15 protein-coding genes and 1 pseudogene are annotated in these 14,923 nt (G+C 72.4%); 10 read left to right on the forward strand and 6 right to left on the reverse strand.

Annotated features, from left to right (window positions below):
• Nucleotides 1-59: 59 nt before the first annotated feature.
• The 3 genes from ABEA53_RS11820 to ABEA53_RS11830 all read left to right on the forward strand — a co-directional run bounded on the left by ABEA53_RS11820 (nucleotide 60) and on the right by ABEA53_RS11830 (nucleotide 4,506).
• A complete protein-coding gene (locus tag ABEA53_RS11820) occupies nucleotides 60-551 on the forward strand; it encodes an AAA family ATPase (protein WP_345481375.1) in 492 nt (163 codons plus the stop codon).
• A gap of 362 nt (nucleotides 552-913) precedes the next feature.
• A complete protein-coding gene (locus ABEA53_RS11825) occupies nucleotides 914-2,698 on the forward strand; it encodes an ABC transporter ATP-binding protein (RefSeq protein WP_345481376.1) in 1,785 nt (594 codons plus the stop codon).
• On the forward strand, nucleotides 2,695-4,506 hold the full coding sequence (locus ABEA53_RS11830; RefSeq protein ID WP_345481378.1) for an ABC transporter ATP-binding protein: 1,812 nt from the start codon (nucleotides 2,695-2,697) through the stop codon (nucleotides 4,504-4,506). Before ABEA53_RS11825 ends, ABEA53_RS11830 begins: the two co-directional genes overlap by 4 nt.
• A 69-nt stretch (nucleotides 4,507-4,575) precedes the next feature.
• Here the strand turns inward: ABEA53_RS11830 and ABEA53_RS11835 are convergent, their stop codons facing one another.
• Nucleotides 4,576-5,982, reverse strand: coding sequence for an MDR family MFS transporter (locus ABEA53_RS11835; RefSeq protein ID WP_345481380.1), 1,407 nt, complete (start codon nucleotides 5,980-5,982; stop codon nucleotides 4,576-4,578).
• A 61-nt stretch (nucleotides 5,983-6,043) separates the two neighbouring features.
• Here ABEA53_RS11835 and ABEA53_RS11840 point away from each other — a divergent pair, with 61 nt between their 5' ends.
• Nucleotides 6,044-6,637 (forward strand): TetR/AcrR family transcriptional regulator, encoded by a 594-nt coding sequence (locus ABEA53_RS11840; protein ID WP_345481381.1) that lies wholly within the window; start codon nucleotides 6,044-6,046, stop codon nucleotides 6,635-6,637.
• Nucleotides 6,638-6,653: 16 nt separating this feature from the next.
• Here ABEA53_RS11840 and ABEA53_RS11845 read toward each other — a convergent pair whose 3' ends face one another.
• The 3 genes from ABEA53_RS11845 to ABEA53_RS11855 all read right to left on the reverse strand — a co-directional run bounded on the left by ABEA53_RS11845 (nucleotide 6,654) and on the right by ABEA53_RS11855 (nucleotide 8,021).
• Entirely contained in the window at nucleotides 6,654-6,977 is a 324-nt protein-coding gene (locus ABEA53_RS11845; protein ID WP_345481383.1) for an MGMT family protein, read from the reverse strand.
• The gene (locus tag ABEA53_RS11850; protein ID WP_345481385.1) at nucleotides 6,977-7,495 is read right to left on the reverse strand and encodes a GNAT family N-acetyltransferase; all 519 of its coding nucleotides are present in this window, start codon (nucleotides 7,493-7,495) and stop codon (nucleotides 6,977-6,979) included. Before ABEA53_RS11850 ends, ABEA53_RS11845 begins: the two co-directional genes overlap by 1 nt.
• Nucleotides 7,496-7,568: 73 nt before the next feature.
• Entirely contained in the window at nucleotides 7,569-8,021 is a 453-nt protein-coding gene (locus tag ABEA53_RS11855; RefSeq protein WP_345481386.1) for a GNAT family N-acetyltransferase, read from the reverse strand.
• A gap of 128 nt (nucleotides 8,022-8,149) precedes the next feature.
• Here ABEA53_RS11855 and ABEA53_RS11860 point away from each other — a divergent pair, with 128 nt between their 5' ends.
• Genes ABEA53_RS11860 through ABEA53_RS11870 form a run of 3 tightly spaced genes read left to right on the forward strand, consistent with a single transcriptional unit; the run spans nucleotide 8,150 to nucleotide 10,008 of the window.
• Nucleotides 8,150-9,364 (forward strand): NADP-dependent isocitrate dehydrogenase, encoded by a 1,215-nt coding sequence (locus ABEA53_RS11860; RefSeq protein ID WP_345481387.1) that lies wholly within the window; start codon nucleotides 8,150-8,152, stop codon nucleotides 9,362-9,364.
• Nucleotides 9,365-9,370: 6 nt separating this feature from the next.
• Nucleotides 9,371-9,682: a DUF7882 family protein gene (locus ABEA53_RS11865; protein ID WP_345481388.1), complete on the forward strand. Its 312-nt coding sequence runs from the start codon at nucleotides 9,371-9,373 to the stop codon at nucleotides 9,680-9,682.
• Nucleotides 9,679-10,008, forward strand: a complete 330-nt coding sequence (locus tag ABEA53_RS11870; RefSeq protein ID WP_345481390.1) for a hypothetical protein — start codon at nucleotides 9,679-9,681, stop codon at nucleotides 10,006-10,008. Before ABEA53_RS11865 ends, ABEA53_RS11870 begins: the two co-directional genes overlap by 4 nt.
• A gap of 57 nt (nucleotides 10,009-10,065) precedes the next feature.
• On the opposite strand, the gene ABEA53_RS11875 is transcribed toward ABEA53_RS11870, so the two are convergent.
• Together ABEA53_RS11875 and purU are read right to left on the reverse strand one after the other, a co-directional pair.
• The gene (locus tag ABEA53_RS11875; protein ID WP_345481391.1) at nucleotides 10,066-10,497 is read right to left on the reverse strand and encodes an Hsp20/alpha crystallin family protein; all 432 of its coding nucleotides are present in this window, start codon (nucleotides 10,495-10,497) and stop codon (nucleotides 10,066-10,068) included.
• 240 nt (nucleotides 10,498-10,737) lie between these two features.
• On the reverse strand, nucleotides 10,738-11,598 hold the full coding sequence (purU, locus tag ABEA53_RS11880) for a formyltetrahydrofolate deformylase (RefSeq protein WP_345481392.1): 861 nt from the start codon (nucleotides 11,596-11,598) through the stop codon (nucleotides 10,738-10,740).
• Nucleotides 11,599-11,720: 122 nt separating this feature from the next.
• On the opposite strand from purU, the gene ABEA53_RS11885 reads away from it, so the two are divergent.
• The 3 genes and pseudogenes from ABEA53_RS11885 to ABEA53_RS16930 form a co-directional block, all read left to right on the forward strand.
• On the forward strand, nucleotides 11,721-12,704 hold the full coding sequence (locus ABEA53_RS11885; protein ID WP_345481393.1) for an AAA family ATPase: 984 nt from the start codon (nucleotides 11,721-11,723) through the stop codon (nucleotides 12,702-12,704).
• On the forward strand, nucleotides 12,705-13,868 hold the full coding sequence (locus ABEA53_RS11890) for a DUF58 domain-containing protein (RefSeq protein ID WP_345481394.1): 1,164 nt from the start codon (nucleotides 12,705-12,707) through the stop codon (nucleotides 13,866-13,868).
• Nucleotides 13,861-14,922 (forward strand): annotated as a pseudogene (locus tag ABEA53_RS16930) (TgpA N-terminal domain-containing protein); the annotation flags it as partial. The gene ABEA53_RS11890 and the pseudogene ABEA53_RS16930, both read left to right, overlap by 8 nt.
• Nucleotide 14,923: the final 1 nt, after the last annotated feature.

Consider the following 14,923-nt stretch of genomic DNA (forward strand, 5'->3'; position numbering starts at 1 on the left):
CATGAGCAGGAGCGCGGGCGGGCCGCCGCCGGGATCGTGCTGCTGCCTAGGCTCGGGGCGTGCTGATCGTCCTGCGCGGGAACTCCGGGTCGGGCAAGAGCACGGTCGCCGAGGCGCTGCAGCAGGAGCTGGGGTGGCCGACGGCGGTGCTGGAGCAGGACCACTTCCGCCGCGTCGTCTACGCGGAGCGGCAGGGGCGGACGCACCCGACCGGCATGGCGCACGCCGCGCTGCTCGAGGCCGCGGCGGCGCACTGCCTCGGGCAGGGGCAGCACCTCGTGCTCGAGGGCGTCTTCAACGCTGAGCGGTACGCCGGGATGCTGGAGCGCATCGCCGCGCTCGCCGACGACGCCCGCTTCCTCGCCTTCGACCTGTCGTTCGAGGAGACCGTGCGGCGGCACGCCGATCGGCCGAAGGCGTCCGCGTTCGACGTCGAGGAGATGCGCGGCTGGTACCACGGCTGGAACCCGCTGCCCTTCGTCGAGGAGCAGCGGATCGGCGCCGACGAGAGCGTCGCTGCAGTCGTGCGACGCGTCCTCGGCGGTCCGTGAACCGTCGCGGGAGCCCCGCAGCATCTGTTCCCGATGGAGTGTTGTGCGAAGGCAGTGCGTTCCATAAGCTGGAGGGCTGCCGCAGCTCGTCCACACCTCCCTCGGGCGGGGAGAGCGCGACGGCCGACCGGACCGCTCCCGAGCGCCCGGCCGCCGAGGAGCAGGAGGCCGACATGTCCACGACCCTCGTCGAGCCCGTCGTCCTGCTCGCGCCGCGCCCCCGCGCCTGACGCGCAGCCTCCTCTCCGCTCCACCTCCGGTCGCGCCCGCCGCGACCTCCCGTCCGGCGCCGATGACGGCGCTCCCGACGTCTCCGCTCCCGCGCGCCCGACCGGCGACGCGGCCGCGGGAAGGAATCCCCTATGACCGTGCCCAGTCGGCAACCCACCACGCTGCAGGCCCTGCGGCGCCTCGACCCCTTCGTGCGACCGGTGCGCCGCAGCATCGTCGTCGCCATGGCGATGGCGCTCGCCGCCTCGCTCGTCTCCCTCGCGGTGCCGCAGGTGCTGCAGCACATCGTCGACGGCCCCCTCGCGGCCAAGGACGCGTCCCGGGTGCCCGGCGCGGTCGCGCTGATCGCGGGCCTCGGCGTGCTCGAGGCGCTGCTGTACTTCGCCCGCCGCCTCTACATCGTCGGTCCCGCCACCGGGGTGGAGGCGAGCATGCGGCGAGCGCTCTACGCGAAGCTGCAGGACCTGCCGGTGGCCTTCCACGACCGCTGGCCGAGCGGCCAGCTGCTGTCGCGCGCGATGAGCGACCTCAGCCTGATCCGGCGCTTCATCGCGTTCGGCTTCATCTACCTGATCGTCAACGTCATCACGATCGGCGTCGGCGTCGTCGTGCTCGCCTTCCTGAACCCGCTGCTGGCCGCGGTGTTCACGGTCTGCTCCGTCCCCCTCTGGATCAACGGCTTCCGCTTCGAGCGGCGCTACCACGTCGTCGCGCGGCGCAGCCAGGACCAGCAGGGCGACCTCGCGACCCTGGTCGAGGAGTCGGTGCACGGCATCCGCGTGCTGAAGGCGTTCGGCCGGGGCCGCACCAAGCTGCAGGGCTTCCTGCAGCGCGCCGAGGAGCTGCGCGGCACGGAGATCGAGAAGGCGAAGGCCGTCGCGCAGATCTGGCTGTGGCTGCTGCTCGTGCCCGACGTCGCGTTCGCGCTGTGCCTGCTGGTCGGCGTGCAGCAGGCGAGCGTCGGCGCGATGACCGTCGGCGAGCTCGTGGCGTTCTTCGCGACCGCCACGGTGCTGCGCTTCCCGCTCGAGTCGATCGGCTTCCTGCTGTCGATGCTCTTCGACACCCGCACGGCCACCGACCGGCTGTTCGAGGTGTTCGACGAGGACAACACGATCCGCGACCCCGAGACGCCGAAGCACATCACGGAGGCGCACGGACGCCTCGAGTTCCAGGACGTGCGGTTCGCGTACCCCGACGCGCCCGGTGCGGCCCGGCCGCAGCTGGCCGGCGTCGACCTCTCGATCGAGCCCGGCGAGACGATGGCCCTCGTCGGCCTGACCGGCTCCGGCAAGACGACGCTGGTCGAGCTCGCGGGGCGCCTGTACGACGTCACCGGCGGACGGATCCTGCTCGACGGCGTCGACATCCGCGACCTCACGCGGCAGGAGCTGCGCACGCACATCGCCATGGCGTTCGAGGAGGCGACCCTGTTCTCGGCCTCGGTGCGCGACAACGTGCTGCTCGGCCGGCCGGAGGCGGGGGAGGACGTCCTCAAGGAGGCGCTCGAGATCGCCCAGGCGTCCTTCGTGTACGACCTGCCCCAGGGGCTGGACACGACGATCGGCGAGGAGGGGCTCAGCCTCTCCGGCGGCCAGCGGCAGCGCCTCGCGCTCGCCCGCGCGGTCGCCGCGAACCCCGCCGTGCTCGTGCTCGACGACCCGCTGTCGGCGCTCGACGTCGACACGGAGGCGCTCGTCGAGGCGGCGCTGCGCCAGGTGCTCACCCGCACGACGGCGCTGATCGTCGCGCACCGCCCCTCCACCGTGCAGCTCGCGGACCGCGTCGCGCTGCTGGAGGACGGCCGGATCGTCGCCGTCGGCACCCACAGCGAGCTGCTCGCCACGAGCGAGCGCTACCGCTTCGTCATCTCGAGCCTCGAGGACGAGCAGCACTTCGAGGAGGTGGACGCGTGAGCGCGATCACGGGCGTCGCGGGCGAGGAGCGCCGCGACTTCACCAAGCAGGAGCGCAAGGAGCTGCGGGCGCGCTCGCTGCGCCTGCTCGGCAGCCTGCTGGCCCCGCTGAAGAAGCGGCTGATCGTCACGGCGCTGGTCGTGCTGGTCAGCACCGCGCTGCAGGTCATCGGGCCGGCGATCATCGCCTACGGCATCGACTCCGGTCTGCCCGCCCTGCTGAAGGGCCAGGCGATGCCGCTCGCCGGCTCGGTGATCGTGTACCTGATCGCCGGCGTGCTGTCCGGGGTGCTCATCGCCTCGTACACGGTGCAGACCGCGCGCATCAGCCAGGCCGTGCTCATCGACCTGCGCGAGCGGGTCTTCGTGCAGACGCAGCGGCTCAGCCTCGAGTTCCACGAGCAGTACACGTCGGGCCGGATCATCTCCCGCCAGACGAGCGACCTCGACTCCATCCGCGAGCTGCTCGACGGCGGCATCAACGAGCTCGTGATGAGCGTGCTCTACATGCTCTTCACGGCCGTCGCGCTGGTGCTGCTCGACGGGTGGAGCGGCCTGATCCTGTTCTGCTCGTTCATCCCGCTCGCCTTCCTGATCCGCTGGTTCCAGCGGCGCAGCGAGGCGACCTTCCGCGAGTCGCGCGTCTCCTCCGCGAAGCTCATCGTGTTCTTCGTGGAGACGATGACGGGCATCCGCGCGGTGCAGGCGTTCCGCAAGGAGCCCCGCAACCAGAAGGAGTACAGCGCGCTCGCCGAGGACTACCGGTCGATCAACGCGCGGGCGATCCGCCTGTTCGCGGTGCTCGAGCCGGGTCTCACGCTGATCGGCAACCTCACGGTCGCCGCGGTGCTGCTGTTCGGCGCCTTCCGGGTGATCGACGGCGGGCTGGAGATCGGCGCGCTGCTCGCGGCCGTGCTCTACAGCCGGCGGTTCTTCGACCCCATGGAGGACATCGCCACCTTCTACAACGCGTACCAGTCGGCGGAGGCGGCGCTCGAGAAGATCTCGGGCGTGCTCGAGGAGAGCCCGACGGTGCCCGAGCCGGTCTCCCCGAAGCCGCTGGGCACCGGGGTCACCGGGCGGGTGCGCTTCGAGGGCGTGCGGTTCGCGTACCGGACCGACCGGGAGGTGCTGCCGCGTTTCGACCTGGACGTGCCGGCGGGGCAGACGATCGCGCTCGTGGGCTCCACCGGCGCCGGCAAGTCGACCCTCGCGAAGCTGATCGCGCGCTTCTACGACCCGAGCGACGGCCGCATCACCCTCGACGACGTCGACCTGCGGGACCTGACGAACCAGGACCTGCACCGCGCCGTCGTGATGGTGACGCAGGAGGCGTACCTGTTCTCCGGCTCGGTCGCGGACAACATCGAGCTCGGGCGGCCCGGCGCCACCCGTGCGGAGATCGAGTCGGCCGCGAAGGCGGTCGGCGCGGACGAGTTCATCCGCTCCCTGCCCGACGGCTACGACACCGACGTGAACAAGCGCGGCGGCCGCGTCTCCGCGGGGCAGCGGCAGCTGATCTCCTTCGCGCGGGCGTTCCTCGCGGACCCGGAGGTGCTGATCCTCGACGAGGCGACGGCCTCGCTCGACATCCCGAGCGAGCGGCTCGTGCAGGAGGCGCTGCAGACGCTGCTCGCCGACCGCACGGCGCTGATCATCGCCCACCGCCTGTCGACGGTCGCGATCGCGGACCGGGTGCTCGTGATGGAGCACGGCCGGATCGTGGAGGACGGCGAGCCCGCCGACCTCATCTCGGGCACGGGCCGCTTCGCGGCGCTGCACGCCGCCTGGCGCGACTCCCTGGTCTGACCCGCTTCGTCGTCACGGAGTTCTGGCGCGGGACAGCGCGCCAGAACTCCGTGAAGATGGAACTCGGCGCTAGGCGGCGACCTCCTCCAGGCGCTCCGCCTCCGGGACCTGCTCGACCGGCTCCGGGCGGCCCGGGAGGAGCAGGGACAGCACGACCGCGAGAGCGGTGAAGCCGACCGCCCACCAGAACGCGTGCTGGAACCCGGCGACCGGGCCGAGCGTCGCGGCCGCGCCCTGCAAGATCACGGCGAGCACCGCGGTGCCGGCCGCGCCGCCGAGCTGCTGCGCGATGCGGGTGACGATGCTCGCGTGCGGCACCTCCTCCCTGGCGAGGCCGACGAAGCCGACCGCCATCAGCGGGATGAACACCGCACCGAGGCCGACTCCCCGCACCAGCAGGGCGAGCAGCAGCCACCACTCCGGCGTCGCCGCCCCCGCGTAGGCGAACGGCACGGTCGCGAGCCCGACGACGGCGAACGAGACGAGGGCCACCGCCCGGCCGCCGACGCGGTCGTTCAACCGGCCCGCGATGGACCGGCTGAGGAGCGAGCCGACGCCCTGGGGGATGAGCAGCAGCCCGGCGCCGAGGGCGTCCGTGCCGCGCAGCTCCTGGAAGGACAGCGGCAGCAGCAGCATCGCTCCGTAGAGCGTGGCGCCGGTCAGGAACATGAGGGAGGCGGATGCCGCGAGGGGCCGGTGGCGCAGCAGGCGCAGGTCGACGAGGGCGCCGTCTCGACGGCGCAGCGCCCACCCGGCGAACCCGGCGAGCAGCAGGACGCCCGCGCCGAGTGGCGCCCACACGTCGATGCGGGCGAACCCGCCGTCCTTCGTCACGTCGCTGAGGCCGTACAGGACGCCGACGACCGCCGGCGAGAGCAGCACGAGCCCGACGACGTCGAGCCGGGCGCGCACCGTCGGTCCATCGGCGGGCATCAGGCGCTGGGCGAGCACGAGCCCGACGAGCACGAACGGCACGTTCACCCAGAACAGCCAGCGCCAGTCGCCCGCAGCGAGGATGAGCCCGCCGATCACCGGGCCGAGGATCGGCCCGAGCGCGGTGGGCAGCGAGACGATGGACATCAGCCGGCCGAGGCCCTGCCCGCCGGCCGCCTGCATGAGCAGCGTCGTGAGCAGCGGCAGCATCGCCCCGCCGCCGATCCCCTGCACGACGCGGAACGCGATGAGGCTCGGGGCGTTCCAGGCGAGGCTGCAGAGCACCGAGCCGATCAGGAACACGACGAGCGCGGCCATCCACAGCCGCTTGCCGCCGACGCGGCGCTGCAGCCAGCCGACGATCGGCACCGTCACGCCGAGCGCGAGCAGGTACCCGGTGGTCACCCACTGGATGGTGTCCACCGAGGCGTGCAGGTCCGCCGCGAGGCCGTGCAGCGCGACGCTCACGATGGTGGAGTCGAAAAGCGGCGCCATCGCGCCGACGACGAGCGCGGCGGCGAGCCGCTTGAGGTCCCGGTCCATGATCCTCCTGAGATACGAAGACGTTTCTTCGGAAGGTAGACGCGGGCGATAAGATACGCAAGTGGATCTTGAGGAGGACGGGGCGACGCAGCGCCGGCGACGAGGACCGGAGCTCGAGGACGCCCTGCTCGAGGCCGCCTGGCAGGAGCTGCAGGAGCAGGGCTACGCGGGCACCACCTACGACGCCGTCGCCGCCCGGGCGGGCACGAGCAAGCCCGTGCTCTACCGGCGCTGGCCGGGCAAGGCGGACCTCGTGGTCGCAGCCATGCACCACGCGGGCCTCTTCGTCCGCCGCGAGCTGCCCGACACGGGCTCGCTGCGCGAGGACGTGCTCACGAGCCTGCGCGACTTCAACGCGAGCCGCGCCGGCTTCATCACCGCGATCAGCGTCCTCATGGCGAACATCGCCTCCGACACCGGGCTGTCGCCCGCCGACCTGCGGGACCGCCTGCTCGGCGAGCGGGCCGGCAGTGGGCGGGTGCTCCTCGACCGCGCGATGGCGCGCGGCGAGATCCCGGCGCGCGAGCGGTCCGACGGCCTCGTCACGCTGCCCTTCGACCTGTTCCGGCACGACCTCCTGCTGACGCTCGCGCCCGTGCCGGAGCGGCGGATCCTCGAGATCGTCGACGACCTCTGGCTGCCCCTGCTGCGCTGATCGTCCTGGGCCGCGGTCAGGAGGGGGACCACCCGGCCTTCGCGAGATCGATGCGGTAGCCCGCTGGAGTGGTGGCGGGCAGGAGGGGGGTGCCCTCCTCCTCGTAATGCGCTCGGGCCGCGTCCTCGTGCCCGGTCGGCGGATGGCCGCCGGCGCGGATCACCCGCCACCACGGCAGCTCGGAGCCGTGGAACCGCATCACCATGCCGACGGCCCGCGCACCCGGGCGGCCGAAGGTCCACGCCACGTCGCCGTAGGTCATGACGCGGCCGGGCGGGATGTCCGCGACCACCTCGAGCACCGCCTGCGTGTAGTCGCCGCTCGTGTCGAAGACCGCCATCAGGGCAGGTCCCGGATCAGCGCGACGTCCGGCGGCATCGCAGCGAGCCGACGGAACCCCGCCCGCTCGTAGAGGCGCATCGCGGGGGTGTCGCCGTCGTGCGTCTGCAGCAGGACGCGTGGCTCGGCGCGGTCGCGCAGCATCGCGTCCAGCAGCGTCGCGCCGATGCCCCGGCCTCGGACGGAGGGCAGGACGGCGAGCTCGGCGAGCACGAGGTGGCCGCCGAGCGGGCGACCCGCGGTCGCGGTGCCGAGCTGCGCGGCGAGCCGCTCGATCCACCTCCCGCGTCCCTCGCCGGTGTAGCCGTACGCGAACCCGACGACCCGGTCGTCGACGGACGCCGTGACGAGCCGGAACCCCGGGCGCTCCGCGTGGATCGGGAGGCGGCGGCGCAGATCGCTCGCGTCGGGCTCCGAGTACGGCGGCTCGCGGAACACGACCGTGTAGACCGACGCCAGCGCCTCGACGTCGATCGCGCCGGCAGCGACGTGCGCCAGGCGAGCCGGGGACGCGGTCACGCCCCGCGTCCCCGGGCGGGATCGGACGAGGCGGGCCTGCACGGCCGCCCGGGACGTCCGAGGACGCCCGGGATCACAGGTCGAGCGCGCCGATGACCTCGCCGAAGCGGGTCTCGCCCTCGGGGCGGAAGCCCACGTGGAGGAAGAAGTCCTCGGGGCCCGCGTCGCCGCGCTCCCAGATCACCGTCAGCCGCGTGAAGCCGCGCGATCGTGCCTCGTCGGCCAGGCCGTGCACCGCGAAGCGGCCGACGCCGTGGCCCTGCGCCGTCGCGGCGACGTTGATCGACCAGATGCAGCAGCGGAACTCCGGGCGCGACTCGTGCGGGTCGAAGCTGCCCTTGATGAAGCCGACGACCTCGCCGTCCTCGAGGACCACACGGGGCCACGCCGCCTCGGGGTCGATGGTCTGCTCCGCCTCCGCATGGGAGATCGGCACGGCGTACTGCTCCTGGCCCGGCTTGAGGGTCAGGGAGTTCGCCGCGACGACGGTCGCCGCCGAGAGGGGTTCGAGGTGGAGGTCCGCCACGCGCTCAGAGTAGCGAGCGGGCCCCGTCCCGGTCATCCCGTCGCTTCCCGGGGAGACGCCGAGAAGGGCTCGCTACAGTGATCGGCGGTGTGCGCCGGGCGCATCCGTACTTCCGAAGGGCAGTGTTCGTGGAGAAGATCAAGGTCGAGGGAACGGTCGTCGAGCTCGACGGCGACGAGATGACCCGCATCATCTGGCAGTCCATCAAGGACACGCTGATCCACCCGTACCTCGACGTGGACCTCGAGTACTACGACCTCGGCATCCAGAAGCGCGACGAGACCGACGACCAGATCACGATCGACGCCGCGAACGCCATCAAGAAGCACGGCGTCGGCGTCAAGTGCGCGACGATCACGCCCGACGAGGCGCGCGTCGAGGAGTTCGGCCTGAAGAAGATGTGGCGGAGCCCGAACGGCACCATCCGCAACATCCTCGGCGGCGTCATCTTCCGCGAACCGATCATCATCTCGAACATCCCGCGACTGGTCCCGGGCTGGAACAAGCCGATCATCGTCGGCCGCCACGCGTTCGGCGACCAGTACCGCGCCACCGACTTCGTCTTCGACGGCCCCGGCACCCTGACCATCAGCTTCCAGCCGCAGGACGGCGGCGAGGCCCAGTCCTTCGAGGTCTTCCAGGCCCCGGGCGGCGGCGTCGCCATGGCGATGTACAACCTCGACGCGTCGATCCGCGACTTCGCCCGCGCGAGCCTCAACTACGGCCTCGCCCGGAACTACCCGGTCTACCTCTCCACGAAGAACACGATCCTCAAGGCCTACGACGGTCGCTTCAAGGACCTGTTCCAGGAGATCTACGAGACCGAGTTCAAGGAGCGCTTCGACGCCGCCGGCCTCACCTACGAGCACCGCCTGATCGACGACATGGTCGCGTCGGCGCTGAAGTGGGAGGGCGGCTACGTCTGGGCCACGAAGAACTACGACGGCGACGTGCAGTCCGACACCGTCGCGCAGGGCTTCGGCTCGCTCGGCCTGATGACCAGCGTGCTGACGACGCCCGACGGGAAGATCGTCGAGGCGGAGGCCGCCCACGGCACGGTGACCCGGCACTACCGCCAGCACCAGGCCGGCAAGCCGACGTCGACCAACCCGATCGCCTCCATCTACGCGTGGACCCGAGGCCTGCAGCACCGCGGCAAGCTCGACGGCAACCAGGCCCTCATCGACTTCGCCGACACCCTCGAGGACGTCGTCGTGAAGACCGTCGAGGGCGGGTCCATGACGAAGGACCTCGCGCTGCTCGTCGGCCCGGATCAGAAGTGGGAGACGACGGAGGAGTTCCTCGCGTCGATCACCGAGAACCTCCGCACCCGGCTGGGCTGAGTCCGCATGGGGTCGTTGATCTACGGGACGAACGTCACCATCCCGGTCGACGACCGGGCGCTCGCGCACCTGCAGCTCGTGATCTACGCGAAGCTGCGGGCGCACGAGTCGTTCTCGTTCACGTGGCGGGACGAGCCCGGCGTGGGCGACGGGCACGGCTCGCTCTGGATCTCCCCGGGAGTGCCGATCGTCTTCAAGTACGCGGGGAGCCGCGATCCGGCGGTGAACCGGGAGTGGCTGCGACAGCTGCGGGAGCTGGCGAACCAGCCGACCGGGCTGCGCCTGCTGCCGGAGCCGGATGTGAAGACCCGCGAGTGAAGCGCGTCGCCTACGCGGAGCAGACCTTCGGGACCGACGACCACCTCGCCGACCTCGTGCTGGAGTATGCGCGGCTGCTCGCCGACGGCGACTCGTCGGACACCGTCACGATCCCGGGCCGGACGGAGGCGGGGCTCATCGAGCCCATCACGGTCCTCATCGGGCCGGCGAGCCAGATCACGGCCTGGGCGGAGGACGAGGTCTTCGAGACGGACGTGGCGGACGCGGTCGCGGACCTCGAGCACCGCATCCGCGTGCGCACCACGTTCATCATCGGCGACGACGACCCGGGCCCGGCACTCGACGAGTTCGACCCCCTCGCGTAGCGGGACGTGCGGAGGGCCCGCCGCGAGACGCGGCGGGCCCTCCGCGCTCCAGCCCGATCAGGCCTCGACGGCGTGCTGCCGGCCGGACGAGCCGCCGGCGACCACCTCGACCTTGCGGGGCCTCGCGCGCTCGCTGACCGGGATCGTCACGGTCAGCACGCCGTTCTCGTAGGTCGCCGCGATGTGCTCGGTGTCGACGCCCTGCCCCAGGCTGAGCTGACGCAGGAACGAGCCGCCGCGACGCTCCTGCGCGAGCCACTTCACGCCCTCCGCCGTGCGCATCGTGCGCTCGGCGCGGACGGTCAGCAGCTGCCCGTCGACGTCGATGTCGACCGAGCCGGGGTCGATGCCGGGCAGATCGGCGGCGAGCACGTAGTGGTCCCCGTCGCGGTAGAGGTCCATCGGCATCAGCTGCGGGCCCTGGCGGCTGTCGAGGAGCGCCGAGGTCATCCGGTCCAGCTCGCGGAACGGGTCGAAGTTCATCGCCATGGTGTCGTCCTTCCAGTCGTGGCTGCGATGAGTTCTCGAAGTTGAGCCGACCGGGCTCAACATGACAGAAATTAGCACTCGCCCCCAACGAGTGCCAAGCCTTTCGAACCCGAGAATCCGCTTGGAACAGTCGACTCGGGCGACCGCCCGCGGACGCGACCATCCGCCGCGTACCGCAGCGCGTTCAGCGCTGCGAAGCGGCACTGCCTTCGATCTCCCTGCGGATCGAAGGCGGTGAGTTCAGCGGAAGACGATGGTGCGGCGGCCGTCGAGCAGGACGCGGTGCTCCGCGAACCAGCGGACCGCCTGCGTGAGGGTGCGGCTCTCCTCGTCCTGCCCGATGCGCACGAGCTCGTGGGGGTCCGCGCTGTGGTCGACGCGGATCACGTTCTGCTCGATGATCGGGCCCTCGTCGAGGTCCTCGGTCACGAAGTGGGCGGTCGCGCCGATCAGCTTCACGCCGCGGGCGTGCGCCTGCCGATACGGGTTGGCGCCCTTGAAGCCCGGCAGGAACGAGTGGTGGATGTTGATGGCCCGACCGGCGAGGCGCGCGCAGAGCTCGGGGGAGAGGATCTGCATGTAGCGGGCGAGCACGACGAGCTCGATGTCGTGCTCCTCGACCGCCGCGACCACGCGCTCCTCGAACAGCGCCTTCGTCTCCGGCGACGTGACCGCGCGGTGCTCGAAGGGCGCGTCGTAGAAGCCCGCGAGCCCCTCGAGCGTCGCGTGGTTGCCGAGCACGAGCGGCACCTCGATCGGCAGCTGGCCGGAGTGGCTGCGGAACAGCAGGTCGTTCAGGCAGTGACCCGCCTTCGAGACCAGCACGAGGGTGCGCACGGGGCGGGCGACGCGGTCGAGGCGCCACTCCGCGTCGAACCGGCTCGCCACGGGCACGAGGTGCGCGGCGAACTGCTGCGCGGTCGACGGCGACTGCACCTGCAGGCGGAGGAAGAAGCGCCCGGTGTCGTGGCTGGAGAACTGCTGGCTCTCCGTGATGTTGCCGCCCGCGGCCACGATCGCCCCGGACAGCGCATGCACGATCCCGGGCCGGTCGATGCACACGAACGTGAGCACCCAGTGGGCGTCTGAGGCGTCCGTCACGGCGCTCACCCTAGCGAGCGGCGTGCGATCACGGAGAGGTAACGGTGGGACCTCCCCGTTCGCGCTGCGCAGCGGCGGAACTCGCTTATGGTGATCGCGAATCGCTCGGTACGGAAGGCGCCATGACGGACGGAATCACGCTCGACTCCCGAGGCGCCGAGTCGGTGCGCTCGACCGCGGACGAGGTCGTCGCAGCCGTCGCGACCGTGATCGACGGCAAGGACGACGTGATCCGCTCCGCGTTCGCCGTCATGCTCGCCGGCGGGCACCTGCTCATCGAGGACGTGCCCGGCGTCGGCAAGACGATGCTCGCGAAGGCGCTGGCCCGCGCGACGGGCGGCACGATCAGCCGCATCCAGTTCACGCCCGACCTGCTGCCCTCCGACGTGACCGGCGCGTCCGTGTTCGACCAGTCCTCGGCGCGGTTCGAGTTCAAGCCGGGCGCCGTGTTCGCGAACGTCGTCATCGGCGACGAGATCAACCGCGCCTCGCCGAAGACGCAGGCGGCCCTGCTCGAGTGCATGGAGGAGGGGCAGGTCACCGTCGACGGCTCGACCTGGCCGCTGCCGGACCCCTTCCTCGTCGTCGCGACGCAGAACCCCGTCGACATGGAGGGCACCTACGTGCTCCCCGAGGCGCAGCGCGACCGCTTCATGGCCCGCATCTCGATGGGGTACCCCGACGAGCAGGCGGAGCGGGCGATGCTCCGCTCCCACGGCCGCCTCGACCCCATCGACCGGCTGCAGCCCGTGCTGTCCACTGGCGCGCTCGCGTCGCTCGCCGCGCAGGCGCGGGACGTGTACGTCTCCCCGGCGGTCGAGACGTACGTGCTGCGCATCGTGGGCGCGACCCGCGGCCACGCCGAGGTGCGGCTCGGCGCCAGCCCGCGGGCGAGCCTGCAGCTGCTGCGCGCGGCGAAGGCCACCGCGTTGATCGACGGGCGCGACTTCGTGCTGCCGGACGACATCGACGCGCTCGCGGTCGACGTGCTCGCGCACCGCCTCGTGCTGCGGCGCACCGGTGTGGACGCCCGGGAGGGGCAGGTCGTCGCGGCCACCCGCATCGTCCGCCAGGTCGTCTCCTCCACGCCGGTCCCGCTGCAGTAGATGGCGGCGATGCAGCCGCTGGCCGGCCTCAGGACCGTGCGCCTCACCGTCCGCGGCGGGGTGTTCCTCGGCGCCGCCTTCGTCGGGCTGATCGTCGCCTACGCCGTTGGCTGGCCCGCGCTGCTCGCCGTCGCGCTGTTCCTGTTCGGCGCCGTGATCGCGGGCGTCGTCGCCGTGATCGTCGCTCCCGTGCAGCTGTCCATCGAGCGGCGCATCGAGCCGGCGATCGCCGAGCAGCGGCGGCCCGTGCACGTGCGGGTCACGGTGAAGGGCCGAGCGCCCGGTGCGCTCGAGTGGACCGAGGACCTGCCCCGCTCGGTCGTCGTCACCGGGCGCGCCGAGGGCGTGCTCCAGGCGGTGCGGCCCGACCGCCCCTCGCAGCTGATCGATTACGACTTCGCCCCCAGGAGCCGCGGCTCGGTGCCGGTGGGCCCCCTCCGCATCGCCCGCACGGACCCGCTCGGCCTCGCCTCGACCCGTCGGCGCGTCGGCGGCGTCGACCACGTCGTCGTGCTGCCCCGCATCCACCCCGTCGAGCTGCCCTTCGCGATCCGCCGCAACGACCCAGACACCGGCGCGAGCACGGTGTTCGGCGCGGTCGGCGACCAGCTCGACATCGTCGCGCGCGGCTACCGGGCCGGTGACCCGATGCGCAGCGTCGACTGGCGCGCCACCGCCCGCCGCGGCGAGCTGATGGTGCGCACCGAGACCGCCGCCACGACCGCCGCCACGGGGCTGCTGCTCGACGTGCGGAGCGAGTCGTGGCCGGACGCGACGGCCTTCGAGTGGGCCGTCGAGTACACGGCCTCCCTCGTGGCAGCGCTCGACGAGCGGCATGCACCGGTGCGCCTCGCAACCGGTCGGCAGACGACCGGCGACGCGATCGACGCCCTCGTCGCGCTCGCGACGGTGCAGCCCGTGTACGGCGCCCCGGAGCCGCAGCGCGTGCTGCCGGAGCTCGCGACCACCGACGTGCAGGTCGTGCACGTGATCACCGGGCCCGGCGGGGCGCGCGACGCGGCGCGGCTGCCCGCGCTGCCGACCGGCGCGCTCGGTCTCGTCTCGATCGTGGCGACGCGGCCGGCCCAGGTGGATCCGCCGCTCGGCTGGCAGGTCGTGCAGCGCGACAGCGCGCAGGCGGTCGGGGCGGAGCACCATGCGTGAGGCGCCCCGCGGATCGGGCGCGGTGACCGCCGTCGTCGGCGCCGCCGTGCTCGTCGCCGCCCTGTCCCTGCTGCCCGTCGTGCACGGCGTACTCTGGTGGATCGAGTCGTGCGTCACCGTCGCCATCGCGCTCGCCGCCGCCGCCGGCTCGCGCCGGGTCGGGCTGCCCGCCGCGGCCGCGGCGCTGATCGGCCTCTCGACGGTGCCGATCGTGCTCGCACTGATCGTCTCCGGCTCGTCGGCGGCGGCCGGGGCCTCGCCGAACGCCGCGGCGGACGCGGTCGTGGAGGCGTTCTCGAGCGCGTTCCGGCAGATCTACATCGACTCCGTGCCCGCGCAGGGCACCGCCGAGCTCGCGATCCTCATCGCCGCCGGCGCAGCGGTCGTCGCGGTCGTCGCCGACCTGGTCACCGTCGGCCTGCGCGCCCCGGTCGCCGGCACGCTCGTGGTCGTCGCGGTCGCGATCGTGCCCGGCAAGGCCTTCGCGACCGGCACGAACGGCCTGCTGCTGCTCGCGGTCGCCGTCGCGGCGCTCGCCCTCATCGCGGTCGACCGCCGCCGCCGCGGAAGGGCCCCGAGGGTCGTCGGGCTCGCCGCGGGCGGCGCGATCGCGGTCGTCGTCGCCCTGCTCGTGCAGGTCGTGCTGCCGACGCCGTTCGCGTCCTCCGCGCAGGCCGGCGGCGCGCCGGTCATCGACGGCGGCGCCAACCCGCTGCTGCGGCTCGGGCAGGACCTCCGCCGCGGTGCGGACACTCCGGTGCTGTCGTACACCAGCCGGAACAACGCGCCCGTCTACCTGCGCCTCGCGGTGCTCGAGGACTTCACGGGCCGCACCTGGTCGCCGAACCCCGCGGACGGCGGACCGCTCGGGTTCACGGCCGTGCCGCAGGCGCCCGGAGCGCCCGAGTCGGCGGACCGGCGGACGACCTCGACGACGATCACGCCCGCGTCGGAGTCCTCGATCGGCGACCGGCTGCCGCTGCCGTACCCCGCGACCTCCGTCACCGGCGTGCAGGGCCGCTTCCGCTGGGAGGACCGGGGGCTCACGCTCTCTC

The sequence above is a fragment of the Amnibacterium soli genome, assembly GCF_039544415.1.
Classification (GTDB): Bacteria; Actinomycetota; Actinomycetes; order Actinomycetales; family Microbacteriaceae; genus Amnibacterium; species Amnibacterium soli.